This is a genomic window from Microbacterium trichothecenolyticum (assembly GCF_030818955.1).
Taxonomy (GTDB): Bacteria; Actinomycetota; Actinomycetes; order Actinomycetales; family Microbacteriaceae; genus Microbacterium; species Microbacterium trichothecenolyticum_B.
On record NZ_JAUTBF010000001.1, the window covers coordinates 1,240,552 to 1,253,762 of the forward strand.

The 13,211-nt window shown below is 68.4% G+C and carries 11 protein-coding genes and 1 tRNA gene; 4 read left to right on the forward strand and 8 right to left on the reverse strand.

Going from position 1 to position 13,211, the window contains the following annotated elements; translation table 11 throughout:
• Window positions 1–74: 74 nt before the first annotated feature.
• Window positions 75–1,487, forward strand: coding sequence for a D-glycero-beta-D-manno-heptose 1-phosphate adenylyltransferase (gene rfaE2 / locus QE412_RS05950; RefSeq protein ID WP_307481191.1), 1,413 nt, complete (start codon window positions 75–77; stop codon window positions 1,485–1,487).
• A 15-nt stretch (window positions 1,488–1,502) separates the two neighbouring features.
• On the opposite strand, the gene QE412_RS05955 is transcribed toward rfaE2, so the two are convergent.
• From QE412_RS05955 to QE412_RS05985, 7 genes are all read right to left on the reverse strand, one after another.
• Window positions 1,503–2,045: a hypothetical protein gene (locus tag QE412_RS05955; RefSeq protein WP_307481193.1), complete on the reverse strand. Its 543-nt coding sequence runs from the start codon at window positions 2,043–2,045 to the stop codon at window positions 1,503–1,505.
• Window positions 2,046–2,490: 445 nt separating this feature from the next.
• Complete coding sequence (locus QE412_RS05960) at window positions 2,491–4,422, reverse strand: ABC transporter ATP-binding protein/permease (RefSeq protein WP_307481195.1); 1,932 nt, start codon at window positions 4,420–4,422, stop codon at window positions 2,491–2,493.
• Window positions 4,419–5,588 carry a peptidoglycan-binding domain-containing protein gene (locus QE412_RS05965; RefSeq protein ID WP_307481197.1) on the reverse strand — a complete coding sequence of 390 codons (1,170 nt, stop codon included), beginning with the start codon at window positions 5,586–5,588 and terminating at the stop codon, window positions 4,419–4,421. The genes QE412_RS05960 and QE412_RS05965 overlap by 4 nt, the downstream gene beginning before the upstream one ends.
• Before the next feature lie 59 nt (window positions 5,589–5,647).
• Complete coding sequence (locus tag QE412_RS05970; RefSeq protein ID WP_307481199.1) at window positions 5,648–6,511, reverse strand: hypothetical protein; 864 nt, start codon at window positions 6,509–6,511, stop codon at window positions 5,648–5,650.
• A 57-nt stretch (window positions 6,512–6,568) separates the two neighbouring features.
• Window positions 6,569–6,895, reverse strand: coding sequence for a hypothetical protein (locus tag QE412_RS05975; RefSeq protein ID WP_307481201.1), 327 nt, complete (start codon window positions 6,893–6,895; stop codon window positions 6,569–6,571).
• Between the two features lie 364 nt (window positions 6,896–7,259).
• Window positions 7,260–7,336 (reverse strand) — tRNA-Pro (locus QE412_RS05980).
• Between the two features lie 113 nt (window positions 7,337–7,449).
• Window positions 7,450–8,349, reverse strand: coding sequence for a class II aldolase/adducin family protein (locus QE412_RS05985; protein WP_307481204.1), 900 nt, complete (start codon window positions 8,347–8,349; stop codon window positions 7,450–7,452).
• A 112-nt stretch (window positions 8,350–8,461) separates the two neighbouring features.
• On the opposite strand from QE412_RS05985, the gene QE412_RS05990 reads away from it, so the two are divergent.
• A complete protein-coding gene (locus QE412_RS05990; protein WP_307479428.1) occupies window positions 8,462–9,433 on the forward strand; it encodes an IS481 family transposase in 972 nt (323 codons plus the stop codon).
• 279 nt (window positions 9,434–9,712) lie between these two features.
• Here the strand turns inward: QE412_RS05990 and QE412_RS05995 are convergent, their stop codons facing one another.
• Window positions 9,713–10,732 carry an aldo/keto reductase gene (locus tag QE412_RS05995; protein ID WP_307481206.1) on the reverse strand — a complete coding sequence of 340 codons (1,020 nt, stop codon included), beginning with the start codon at window positions 10,730–10,732 and terminating at the stop codon, window positions 9,713–9,715.
• A gap of 184 nt (window positions 10,733–10,916) precedes the next feature.
• Here QE412_RS05995 and QE412_RS06000 point away from each other — a divergent pair, with 184 nt between their 5' ends.
• Together QE412_RS06000 and QE412_RS06005 are read left to right on the forward strand one after the other, a co-directional pair.
• On the forward strand, window positions 10,917–12,068 hold the full coding sequence (locus QE412_RS06000; RefSeq protein ID WP_307481208.1) for an LLM class flavin-dependent oxidoreductase: 1,152 nt from the start codon (window positions 10,917–10,919) through the stop codon (window positions 12,066–12,068).
• 89 nt (window positions 12,069–12,157) lie between these two features.
• Window positions 12,158–13,204, forward strand: a complete 1,047-nt coding sequence (locus tag QE412_RS06005) for a PLP-dependent cysteine synthase family protein (protein WP_307481210.1) — start codon at window positions 12,158–12,160, stop codon at window positions 13,202–13,204.
• Window positions 13,205–13,211: the final 7 nt, after the last annotated feature.

The following is a 13,211-nucleotide window of genomic DNA, read 5'->3' on the forward strand; positions in this document are numbered from 1 at the left end:
CCCCTCCGGGGTGCGGACGAAACACGTTGCGCGGTGATGCATGATCAGACGCTGCGACGGGTACGGGTGTGGTCATGAGCGACGACATCCTCGGGGCGCTGCGCCGACGTGCGCCGCGGGTCACCGTCGTGGGCGACGTGATCCTCGACCGGTGGGTGCGCGGCGGGGTGCGGCGCGTGAGCCGCGAGGCGCCGGTGCCCGTGGTCGACGCGCGCACCGTCGAGGCGAGTCCCGGCGGAGCCGCGAACACCGCGGTCAACCTCGTCGCGCTCGGGGCGCGGGTCTCGCTTCTCTCGGCGGTGGGTCGGGATGCCGAAGGCACCGAGCTGCTGCGCCTGCTCACGGGGCACGGTGTCGATGTCTCCGGCGTGGTCGCGGCAGAGGGGGCCGTCACGGCGACGAAGACGCGGATCGTCGGCGAGGACCAGATCCTCGTGCGGGTCGACCGGGCGAGTATCGGGCTTGTCCTGCCGGCGATCGGCGTCGACGCGGACGCTCTCCTCGTGTGCGACTACGGCGGCGGGCTGTTCGACGACGCGGTGGTCAACCGGCTGTCCGGGATGCCGGAGAGAGCACCGCTCGTCGTCGTCGACGCGCACGACCTCCGACGCTGGGCACCGTTGCGTGCGGACGTCGTCACCCCCAACGCGGGAGAGACGGAGCTGCTGCTCGGGGCCGGGCTGGGGGGTGACCGGGCGGAAGCCGTGGCGGCGGCGGCATCCCGCGTCCTCGGTGCCGCGGGCTCTCGCGCCGCCGTCGTCACGCTCGACGTGCAAGGGACGGTGGTGCTCGAAGGCGGACGCGTCACCGGACGCACGCGAGCCGTGCCGGCGGCGGAACAGCAGGCCTCGGGCGCCGGCGACACCTTCGCCGCCGCGCTGACGGTCGCGCTGTGCTCGGGCGCCGGGCTGCCGGCAGCCGCCGCGTTCGCGCAGCGGGCCGCCGACGTCGTCGTCGCACGACCCGGGACGGCGGTGTGCACCACCGCCGATCTCGCTTCCGAGGGCGGCGGCCTGCTCACCCACGACGAGCTCGCGCGGCGGATCGACGAGGAACGCGCTCGCGGCCGGCGGATCGTCTTCGCCAACGGCTGCTTCGACCTGATCCACCGCGGCCACACCACTCACCTGCACCAGGCGAGAGACCAGGGCGACGTGCTGGTCGTCGCCCTGAACGACGACGAGTCCGTGCGGCGGCTGAAGGGCCCGGGCCGCCCCGTGAACCCCCTGCCAGAGCGCGCCGCCGTGCTCCAGGAACTCGGCTGCGTGGACTACGTCACCGCGTTCGCCGAGGACTCCCCCGTCGCGCTGATCGAGCGGCTGCGCCCCGAGGTCTATACCAAGGGCGGCGATTACACCCCCGAGATGGTCCCCGAGGCGCAGGCCGTTCGGTCCTACGGCGGCGAGGTGCAGATCCTCGACTACCTGCCGCACCGCTCGACGACCGAGACGGTGGCGCGGATCCGGGCGGGACGACGCAACGGCTGAGCGCCCCGTCTGCCCTCAGTGCATGGTGATGGTCAGATCACGCACGCCGAGCTTCTGCGAGATCGAGGCGGCCGAACCGCCCTCGGCCGCCATCGCCCAGTTCTGACCGAGCAGGTAGGAGCTGACCTCGCCCGTGCGCACGACGGTCTGCGCATTGAACCAGTTCTGAGCCTCGTCGGGGGTGGCGAAGACCGCGATGGTCTGCATGCCGCCGTCCGGGCCGACGCAGTCGATCGACGACGTCGCGATCGACAGGTGCGAGTCCACGGGGTTGGTGCACACGCCTCCGTCGGCGACGAAGGCGTCGGCGATCTCCTTCGCCGTGGCGAAGGTCGATGCGGCCGCCGCGCTGGTCGTCTCGGCGTGACGGGTGAAGAACTCGTCCTGGAACGCCTTGTCGAACGAGTCGATGTCCACATCCGAAGCGCTGCTGGACGGAGCGGCCGCCGGAGCGGACGTCGCCGGGCTGGAGCAGCCGGCCAGGCCGACAGCGGCGACCGTCAGCGCGAGGGAGATTCCCACGATCAGGGTGGATCGGGGTGCGTTCGACATGCTCATGGGCGTCCTCTCGATACGGAATCGCGGCGTCGGAGGGGCGTTCACGGGACAAGAGGCGTTCCTCTCCTCCCCGTGCTCGGCAGATCCCCGACCACCTGCGCGTGTGAGGGAATGCTAACGAGATTCCCGGCGCACCCCCGGGGACCTAGGTAGTTTCCCCATCGCCGACCCCGGCGCAGCGGTGCGCCCGGCGCCGGTGAAGGCCGACCTCCGACGGCGACGAGCGACGAGATCGCTTCTGAGCTTCCCGTCCGGGCGACGGTCGTCTTGTGACCTCCGCTGGGCCCTCAGCCCCTCAGAACGAGGGCCCCTCTTTCGGTGAGGTGCAGGATGGGCGCACGAACAGAGTCACACGACCGCATAGTCGCCCCGTGATTGTGATCTGGACAGGGGGCATCGCGCGTGCGGCACTGTCGGACGACGACGGAAGTTGTCGCCGCCGCCGCTATTGGCGGATGGCTACGGCCGGATTCGCGCGCGCGGCCACGAGTGCCGGGTAAGTGGCGCTGAGGATACCCGTGACGGTTCCTGCGAGAACGCCCACCCCCACAGTGGCGATGTCCAAGCGGGGCACCCATCCCTGGGTGAGGCTGATGCCGATCAGCGCGTATAGTCCGACAGTGCTTCCCGCGACACCTCCCAGGAGGCCGATAAAGATGCCCTCGAGGGTGAAGATACGCCAGATTGAGGAGCGACTGGATCCGATGGCTCGGCGTAGCGCGACCTCGCGCGCTCGGGCTTGTACGGAGAGATACATGGATGCGGCAGCAGTCAAACAGGCCAGTGCCAGCAGCACGGCAGAACTGATGCCGACAAGAGCGCCGAGATCGGTGGACACGCCCAGCTGAATGGAGCGCAAGTCCGCAACGGTCTCGATCTGAACCCGAGACGGGTCGCCGGGGGAAAGTGCGATCGGGGCCGCCTCCGCGACCGGAGCCGGGAAACCGGGCTCAGTGCGGACGACAAACTGGGGGTCGGCCGGTCGTAACCCCTTCGCAGCGGTGCGGGAGACGACGACGCTGTTGCTCAGTTCGGCGATGCGTCCGCCATCCTCGATGATGCCCACCACGTCCACTGCTACGTTGCCCAAATGCAGCACTCTTCCCGGGCCTGGACCGGCGATACCGAGCTCCGCGGCGGCGGTGGAGCCCACAAGGGCCACCGCACCGCCCCATGGGTTATCGAGGAGTGCCACGGCGGTGGAGGGGCTTACGCCCGCATTATGGATGCGGAGATACGAACTGTCAGCCACGAGGACCTCGCCGGTGAACACTGGATCCTCGAGCCCGGCTGCGCTGTCGAACACCGTCAGATCCGCTTCCAGGGACGAGACGTACCCCACGCCCTTCACCCCTCGGAGATCCATGAGTCGTGCACCGGAGGTGGCACTGTAGAAGCTGTCGTCGGGGAGAGAGCTGCGCACGACCACCTCGTCGAGCCCGGCGGCATTGAGTCGCTCGGCGACTTGTATTGCGGCGGTCTGACTTATTCCCAGTGAGCACACCAAGCCGCCCGTCCCCAGCAGGAAAGCGCTCAGCAGCAGAGCCGCGCGTCCGGGGCGAGACGTGTGACTCGACACGGCATCGAGGAGCTCGTCCCACAGCTTCCTGACGAAGGCCGCGGGGGTTTGTCTCGAGAGGCGCTCGGTCCGCGGCGGGCTCGGGTGCAGCGCCGGCTGCTCAGCGCTCCCGTCGCGAAGAGTCCCGTCTTCGAGGTGTAGCTGGCGATTGGCAGCCGATGCGACCACCGGGTCATGGGTGATGACCACAACCGTCACTCCGGACGCGTTCAACGCCCGAAGATGTTCGATGACGGTCTGTGAATTCTCGCCGTCCAAGGCCCCCGTCGGTTCGTCTGCGAGGAGGAGACGCGGGCCTGTTGCGACGGCGCGGGCGATGGCAACGCGCTGGCGTTCGCCGCCGGAGAGCTGACGTGCGAGGTGGTTGGCTCGGTGGCGCATACCGAGCATGCTCAGGGCGTGACTGACGGCACGGCGGCGGTCCCGCAATGCCTCACCGCGCACTCTCAGGCCGAGAGCGGCGTTCGAAGCGGCGGTCTCATCGAGCAGCATATGCGCGTCCTGGAAGACGAAGCCGATCTCGCGGGAGCGGATAGTGTCCCGCTCTTTCTCGCTGAGACGACTCGTCTCTCGGGTGGCGAACTCGTATGTTCCCGTCGATGGTCGGTCGAGAAGACCCAGGATGTTGAGGAGGGTCGACTTGCCTGAGCCGGACGGGCCGACGATGGCAACGAAGTCGCCATCGTCCACGCGCAGGGAAACATTGCGTAGGGCGTGGGTGGTCCCGGCTGGAGTGTCGAATGATCGGGATACCGCACGCAGTTCGAGTAGGGGTTGCGTGGGAGGCTTGCCTGTCATGGCTCCACCAGAAGCGCCGTACCCGGAATCAAACGTTCGTCGGCCTCGATGGCCACCCAGCCGTCGGACTGAGTCAGAACGGTCACCGCCACGGTCTCACGGGGAGGTAGTGTGCCCCCATCCTCAGCTGCGGGCGGGGCGAGGACCACGTACGCCGACCCGCCTTCCTGGTAGACGGCGACTGCAGGCACCGCGGTGCCGGGCGGCGGCTGGTCGACATTCGAGAGACGGATGGGCGTAGCAGCGTCTACGACCGCACCGTCCGGCACCGCCACGCTGATGGGATAGCCGGAAGCGCCCGATCCCGCATCGGTCACCAGATCGCCCACTCTTAACACGCTCGAGGCGATGGGGGCAGCGCCGGCGATGCTCACTCCGACGGTCCGTCCGCTTTCGATTCTGTCTCTCTGCGCCTTGGTGAATTGGGCCGTGAGAGTCGCTGGTGTCGTCTGCAATGTCATGACCGGCACCTCTGGGCTGAGGAGCGTGCCCACCGGGGCGCTTTGCACCACCGGGAGATCGTCGGCGGGGGTAACCACAAACTCTCGCCAGGCCAAACCTCGCTGCCCATCAGCGACGAAAGGCAGCTCATACTCCACAGCTGCGTACATCCGAGTCAGCGCGGCGATCGTGCCGCTATCGAGCTCCCCCGTAACTCGGACGCCGTAAAAGTCACGGTCGATGAGGAACTGCTGAAGGGAGCGTACATCGGTGCCTTCCGCTCCGACGATGAGGTCCCGGTAAAGCGGCACGGTGGGTGGGATCGCGAAGACCGGGCGGCCAGAGACTTCAGCGACGAGGTCTCCGAAGCGCACGCGGTCGCCACTGCCTACGACGACTTTGCTGAGCAACGTCCGCTCCGCTTTGGGGAGGGACTTTTCAGAGGTAGCGGGGGTTGCGGATTGCGACACTGCGGCGTTCGCGGTCGGTGCCTGATCCGACGCCTGTACAGACGCGCCGCTGACGAACACGCCCGCAGTCGCTGCCGGCGTGAGCGCGGCGGGTACGGAGAAGCCGGCGTCCACTACCCGTTCCTCGACGTTCACCCGAACGGGCAAGCGTATGTCCGCCGATTGCAGGGCGTCCGATGTGGGGGAACGCACGAGCCCTCCGGCGACGAAGGCGGCGCCCATCATCACCGCCAGCACCACGACTGCGGCGATCAAGCGCACGGGGTGGCGTACTCGGGCCAGCTGAACCGGGTCCTGCGCCGTGGACTCCTCGCTCAACGCCCGGCAATCACGTCGTTGAACGTGCTCAGGACGGTCTCCCTGGCAGCGGCGAATTCCTGAACGGCCGCGGCCTGGCTATCTATGAAAGCAGCTTCGTATCGCGCCTGAAGATCGAACAGGGTCTGAATCGCGCCAGTCTGCGAGGCGCACTCGGCCTGCGTAGTGGCGGCTGCGATCTCGGCCTCTTTGCCCTGCTGATTGTACTGCTGGGAGGGGAAGCCGGAAGTGGCGTCTAGAACGATGCCTCGTTCCTTCATGCAGTTCTGCCACTGTTCGCGGGCCTGAGCCCCTTCCGCGCTGCTTTCCGCACGACGTTCCGCCTGCGAGCGGATTCTATAGTCGATGTTCGGGGCCTGGAGGAAATCGATCTGAGGCTGCAGCGCGCTCACCGCCTCCTGGTTGCATGAGGCAAATGCCTCGTTGAACTCCACACCCAGATCGAGGGTGTTCACGCGCAAAGTGTTGATTCCGACGTCCTCCGGCGCCCCGTAGCCGAACCTGCTGGCACGCTCCACGCTCCACACCCCGTACCGCCGGTTCTCTGCGGCGGGGAACGGTGTCCAGTCGACGCGTTCGGAAACGGTGTGAAACCCGAGATCTTCCAGGCAGGCGTCCGTGCGAGTGGCGATGGCCTGGAGCGTTTTGGTCTGAACTGCCGGGCTTTGCAGCGAGTACTGATCGAGGGGGAGCTGTACAGTCCCTGTCTCGTAGTCCATCACAGCGCTGACGGATTCATACCCCTCGATGCTCACGTCGGGAAGCTCTTGTAACCCTTCTCCCTCCGACGGCGACGGCGCGCAGGCGGAGACAGACAGCACAGTGATGACGAGAGCGGCGGCGGTGGCGAGGCGTTTCATGTCTTCCCTTGTTCTCGTGGCGGGCTGCCGACGCCAGGCGCCGGCAGCCCTCTGTCATCATCCGATGCTGCTGGTGATGTCGTTGAAGCCGTAGTACCGGAGGTCGTCGGTGCCGGTGTAGAACGTCGGTGACTGCGCGCCTTGCCGGTCGGCGTGGTCATACAGGATCGCGTAGTTGGCAGGCTGGCTGACCGCCACCGACGAGGCCTTGTCGTTGGCGTTGGCGCCCACCCAGTTAGTGCCGCGCCCGAAGTCGCCGAGGTAGCCGCCGCCGTAGTGGAGGTAGTCCCACAACTGGATTCCCGCGTTGGCGGGCGTCGAGACGACCAGGCCTGCGACGACGAACGCCGCGGTTGCGACCGTGCCGGCAATGAACTTCTTCATTAAGTGTCCCTTCTTCTCTGTTTGCGGAAGGGTCAGCCCGGCACGCCGCCGGTGGAACCGACTTTCTTCCCCCCGGGTCAAGCATGCGAATGTGGGCCCCTCCGGGAAGGGGCTGGCGGGCTCCTTCGCCTGAAAAAAGCTGGTCAGCAGAATGAACAGCAGCGCCATCACCGCACACAATTCACTCATTCAGATGATCCACGGCGGCGCCGAAGATCGAACCTCGCTGATGTGTCAAGGCCTTGACACCCCGCGACTGGCAAGGGAGCGCCCCTGCGACAAACGAAAAGCCTCCCGCATCTGCGCGGAAGGTTTTCGACCATCCAGAGGGATTCTTCGTCCCACAGTGTGAGTGACAGTCAATTGGTCGGGATGACAGGATTCGAACCTGCGACCCCCTGACCCCCGGTCACGTGCGCTACCGAGCTGCGCCGCATCCCGTTACCCGCGAGCGGGCAACAACTGCTCATCGAAGGTCGACATGAGCCCATGTATCGCGCGACATCCCGGCCCGCGGTCTGGCTGAAGGGCGACCCGCCGCGGCGGAGCGGAACTCACACGACACCGACCACGATCTCCGCGCGCGCCGGAGCCGAGACCGGAGGCAGCCCGAAATGGTCGCGCAGCGTCGTGCCCGAATACTCGGCGCGGAAGCGCTCGCGGGCCCGGAGGAGGGGCACGACCTGCTCGGTGAGCAGGCGGATGGTCTCCCACCCGTTGGGGAAGACCACGAATCCGTCCGCGGCACCGGCGTCGACACACTGCTCGATGCGGTCCGCTGCCTGCGTGGGCGTGCCGACGAAGCGCCCGTGTCCGAACGCCCCCGCCACCGATTGCAGCACCCGGCGCAGCGTGTAGCCGTGCTCGACCGCGACTTCGGGAGGGGTGGGTCGGGGCTCAGGCGCCAGGGCGCGGCGCGATGGGGCGGTGCAGTTCCGCGTCGATCTCGGCCTGGAACTGCGCATGCGCGATCTCGGGGGCGAGCTTCCAGGCGCCGACTGGTCGAACGACTCGCGGAAGACCTGGATCCCCTGCAGCCACGACGAGTCGGTGGTGAGTGGGGCGAGCAGCCCGCCGGCACTGGACCACGCGAAGGTGTGCAGCGAATGCACGTGCAGTCCGGCACGCAGTTCGGGGCGGCGTCGGTGCACCTCGAGCTGGCTCTCATAGCCGTGAGCCCGGTGACGTCCGTCGACGACGGCGCCGTCGGCGTCGACGAGGACCAGGTCGTCGAGCGTGACCCGCGCGAACCCGATACCGGCGGGATTGACCCAGTAGCGCTCCTCGGGACCGGCGTCGCGCACGGTGGCGTGGCCGGCGAGACCGTACTGGAATCCGCGCGCGGCCAGCAGGCGCAGGGTCGCGGCGAGGTCTTCGCGGATGACGGTGCGCTGCTCGTCGATGGCGGCTTCGTCGATGTCGACGTCCGAAGCGGCGGGGAAGGCGGTTGGCATGGCGCGAGCTTAGGTGTTCTGACCTGGGTGGTTAGGGACGTAGATGTAGGTGAGGACCTTCTGGTGGAGTGGAGTCACCACAACTAACCGCTCCGAAACCAGAAGGTCCTCGATGTCCCACGCTAATGCTGTTCTCGCGCCCGCTGGAAGGTTGCGCCTTGCTCGTCTGATCGTTGATGAAGGGTGGCCGTTGCGCCGCGCCGCCGAGCGTTTCGGCGTCGGGGTGACCACCGCCGCCCGGTGGGCGTGCCGTTACCGTGAGGCCGGCGCGGCGGGGATGGCCGATCGTTCCTCCCGCCCGCGCGTGAACCCGAACCGCACTCGGGCCCGGGTGGAGCGGCGGGTGGTGAGCCTGCGGGTGTCGAGACGGTGGGGGCCGGCGCGTATCGCCGCGCAGCTGCGGTTGAATCGCTCCACCGTGCAGGCCATCCTGCGTCGCTACGGGTGTCCGCCGTTACGGTGGACCGACCCTGGCACCGGGGTGCGGATCAAGACCAGCCGCGCCGCCACGAACCGTTACGAAGCCGCCACCCCGGGCGATCTGGTCCACATGGATGTGAAGAAGCTCGGTCGTATCCCCGACGGCGGCGGGCACCGCATCCACGGACCCGCCCAGGGCAAACGCAACCGGGCCGGCAAAGGCCACGGGTACGCGTTCATCCACTCCGTCGTGGACGACCACACCCGGATGGCGTACTCCGAGATCCTGAGCGACGAACGCAAAGACACCGTCACCGCGTTCTGGACCCGCGCCCACGCCTGGTTCCAGGGCGCCGGCATCGAGGTAAAAGCCGTGATGACCGACAACGGAAACGGCTACCGCTCCCACCTGTTCCGCGACGCCCTCGGCCCCATCCGCCACATCCGCACCCGCCCATACCGGCCCCAGACGAACGGGAAAGTCGAACGCCTCAACCGCACCCTCCTCCAAGAATGGGCCTACGCCCGCGCATACAGATCAGAAACCGAACGCACCGCCGCATTCGCCCCCTGGCTCCATCACTACAATCACCACCGAACCCACACCGCCATCAACGGCACCCCCGCCTCACGCGTCCCCAACCTCCCCAGCCACAACACCTAGGGAGGAGCACGCGGACGACGTCGATGTGCTGCACGGCGTGACACGGCTTTGCGTGGAGTGACACCGAGTGACGCCGCATGACGTCGGCGGAGCCCCTCCGGGACGGCGCAGGAACCGCGCGCGCGGGTCGATCGCGCACGCCGCGACGCACCCCTACGGCGTACTCGCGGAGCGCTCAGATGAGCCGCGGTGGAAGGTACACGACGGAGTCGGGGATTCCGCCGACCTCCGCCCGGTGGATGCCGCCCCCGTCATCGAGCAGCCGGGGGCGGCGTCCGTTCACTCCCGACCCGACGACACCCAGGCCGGGTCGAAGGACCGGTGGGCGACGACGCGATCCGCGAGACCGTCCAGCCGTGCCACCTGCTCGGGCGCGAGTCGCACCTGGAGCGCCGCCAGGTTCTCGTCCACCCGAGAGGCGAACCGTGACCCCGGGATCGGCACGACGGGAAGGCCGAACTCTTCGCCCTTCGCGTACAGCCAGGCGAGCGCCACCTGCGCGGGCGACAGTCCCGACTCCGCGGCGACGGCAACGATCTCTGCGAGAACCGGCGCGTTCGCCGCCAGCGCCTCGGGCGCGAAGCGCGGGAACCGCCGCCGGGCGTCGGTGTCGGTCAGTCGCGCGACGTCGAAGGCACCGGTCAGCCATTGGCGGCCCAGGGGCGAGTACGGCACGAAACCGATGCCGAGCTCGCGAGCGGCGGGCACCACGCCCGCCTCCACGTCGCGACTGATCACGCTCCATTCGGTCTGCACCGCCGCGATCGGATGTACCGTCACCGCGCGGCGCAACTCTTCGCCCGTCACCTCCGAGAGTCCGAGGTGGCGCACTTTCCCCTCGGCGACGAGTTCGCCGAGCGCGCCCACGGAATCCTCGATGGGCACGGTGGGGTCGAGGCGGTGCAGGTAGTAGAGGTCGACGGCATCCGTTCCCAATCGCGACAGGCTGAGCTCGATCTGCTCGCGGATGTGCGCGCGGTCGCCACGGGCACCCCGTGCGCCGATCGCGCCGCGCGGCTCGATGCCCACCTTGGTCGCCAGCTGCACGTCGTCGCGACGGGTCGCGATCAGGCGCGAGATGATCCGCTCGCTGCGACCGTCTCCATAGATGTTGGCGGTGTCGACGAACGTCGCGCCGGCGTCCACGGCATGCGTGAGGGTCGCCAGAGCCTCGTCGTCGCTCACTGGCCCGTACACGTCCGTGAGGGACATGGCGCCGTACCCCTGCCGGGGCACGCGGAGTCCGTCGCCGAGTTCGATGAGGGTGTCGATGCGGGCATCGGGAGTCGATCCGGTCACCGGCCCGACGCTACACACTCGGCACCGGACTCCCCCACGTTCTGTCACGAGGCGTCACGGGGTGTTACGCGGCGTGTCGATCCGTTTCGGCGTGTGATTCCGGGGACCGCGGCGACCGTGGGCATCCCTATCGTTGCCGGGGTCGGCCCGCGCGAGTGCTGACGCTGCGAGCCCAGGAGAACCCATGACCGACCGCGTCCCCCTGTCCGTTCTGGACCTCTCCCCGTTCGGGGCGGGGCAGACGCCGGCCGACGGGCTGCGCGCGAGCATCGCACTGGCCCGTCGCGCGGAACAGCTCGGCTACGTACGGTACTGGCTGGCAGAGCACCACCTGAATCCGGGTATCGCGGGGGCGGCCCCGCACGTGCTGCTCGCCTCGATCGCCGACGCCACCGACCACATCCGCGTGGGCACCGCAGCGACCATCATCGGGAACTCCTCCGCCCTGCAGGTCGTGGAGGCCGCGGGAGTGATCTCCGCGCTGCACCCCCGCAGGTTCGACCTCGGCATCGGCCGTTCCGGGTCGACCGGCTCAGCACGAAAGCACGGGTTTCCCGCCCGGCACACCGACAAGATCGTCGACGGGCTGCTGCTGCCGACGACCCGACCGTTCGCCTTCGACAGCGACCGGTTCACCGCGCAGTCCCGACTGCTGCGACGCACCGCCGGCGACGCCGACAGGTTCGAGGACGACGTGACCGACATCCTCGACCTCATCGCGGGCACGTACGCCGCGCCGGAGCGCGTACCCATCCACGCCACCCCTGCCGAAGGTCAGGACATCGAGGTGTGGATCCACGGCAGCACGGCCGGCCCCAGCGCCGAGCTCGCCGGTCGGCACGGGCTGCCCTTCGGCGCGAACTATCACGTCGCGTCCGCCTTCGTCGTCGACGCGGTCGATGCCTACCGCCGAGCCTTCCGCCCCGGCATCCGTTCCGAACCGTACGTCATCGTCTCCGCCGACGTCGTCGTCGCCGACACCGACGCTCACGCGCGCCGGCTCGCCGCCGGATACGCCCACTGGGTACACAGCATCCGCGCCGGCGACGGGGCGATCCCGTTTCCTCGCCCCGAGGAGGCTCTCGCCCGGCCGCTATCCGGTGACGCTCTCGAGGTCGTCGCGGACCGCCTGGCCACCCGGTTCGTCGGCAGCGCCGACACTGTCGCCGAGCAACTCGACACCCTTCGCCGCGTGACCGGCGCGGACGAGCTGCTGATCACCACCATCACCCACGATCCTGCCGACCGCGAGCGTTCGTACGAACTGCTCGCCCAGGTGTGGGGACTCGATGCGAACACCCCGCTGCCCGCTGCCCGCGAAGCGGTGCGAGCGTAGGGCCCCCCGCGTGCCCGCGTCGAGCGCGACCCCTCCCCCGTTCACAGGCTGGACAGGGGTGATCCGCCACATATGAGAGGAGACGAACAGTGGCGAGCATTCCCGAGCAGTTCCCCGATCCGTCGCTGAGCCGGACGTACGAGAGCATCCTCGATCTGATCGGCAACACCCCGCTGGTGCGGGTGAACGTGCTGGCGCGGGATCTGCCCGCGTCGGTGTACGTGAAACTGGACCACTTCAACATCGGCGGTTCCGCGAAAGACCGCATCGCCCTGAACATGCTGCGCCAGGCATCAGCCGCCGGAGAGCTGCGACCCGGTGACCGGATCATCGAGACCGGGCAGGGGAACACCTCGATCGCGCTGGCGCTGGCCGGCGTGATCGGCGCGCATCCCTCCACGGTGATCGCCAAACCCGACCTGTCGCCCGAGAAACTGAACCTGCTTCGCATGCTGGGAGCGGCGACCACTCCGGGAAAGCTCGACGTGGACAAGAGCGACCCGGAACACGCCTGGGTGATCGCGGAGCGGCATCTGGCGGAGCACGACGGCCTGTGGTGGCCGCGGCAGCATTCGACGGCGAGCAACCCCGACGCGCACTACGCCTCGACCGGACCGGAGCTGTGGCATCAGACCGGCGGGCGGATCACGCACTTCCTCGCCGCCGTGGCGACCGGCGGCACGGTCAGCGGCACCGGACGGTTCCTGCACGAGCAGAATCCCGGGGTCCAGGTGATCGGCACGACGTTCGATCTGCCCAGCAAGCCCTGGGCGGATGCGGCGTTGAACAAGGTGTTCCACCGGGCGCCCGGCTGGGAGGACCTCGACCCGGATTGGCCGGAGAACATCGACCTCGAACAGATCGACGCCTTGCAGGCCCGCACCAAGGAGGAGGTCATCGATTTCGCGTTCCACGTGGCCCGCACCGAAGGCCTGCTGCTGGGTCCGAGCTCGGTGCTCAGCCTGAAGGTCGCCCTCGAGCTGGCCGGGTCAGCTCAGCCCGGAGACGTGATCGTCGTGTACTCCGCCGACCACGCTCGCGACTACACGTCCGCGGAGTACAACGAACAGTGGCTGCGGACGAACGATCTCGGGCATGTTGCCGACCGCTGGTTCGGGAGTCGACCGGCGACGTGAGCATTCC

Coding starts and splice junctions, on each gene's coding strand:
- rfaE2 (WP_307481191.1), top strand. CDS start 75: ATGAGCGACGACATCCTCGGGGCGCTGCGCCGACGTGCGCCGCGGGTC.
- QE412_RS05955 (WP_307481193.1), bottom strand. CDS start 2,045: ATGAGCATGTCGAACGCACCCCGATCCACCCTGATCGTGGGAATCTCC.
- QE412_RS05960 (WP_307481195.1), bottom strand. CDS start 4,422: ATGACAGGCAAGCCTCCCACGCAACCCCTACTCGAACTGCGTGCGGTA.
- QE412_RS05970 (WP_307481199.1), bottom strand. CDS start 6,511: ATGAAACGCCTCGCCACCGCCGCCGCTCTCGTCATCACTGTGCTGTCT.
- QE412_RS05975 (WP_307481201.1), bottom strand. CDS start 6,895: ATGAAGAAGTTCATTGCCGGCACGGTCGCAACCGCGGCGTTCGTCGTC.
- QE412_RS05985 (WP_307481204.1), bottom strand. CDS start 8,349: ATGCCAACCGCCTTCCCCGCCGCTTCGGACGTCGACATCGACGAAGCC.
- QE412_RS05990 (WP_307479428.1), top strand. CDS start 8,462: ATGTCCCACGCTAATGCTGTTCTCGCGCCCGCTGGAAGGTTGCGCCTT.
- QE412_RS06000 (WP_307481208.1), top strand. CDS start 10,917: ATGACCGACCGCGTCCCCCTGTCCGTTCTGGACCTCTCCCCGTTCGGG.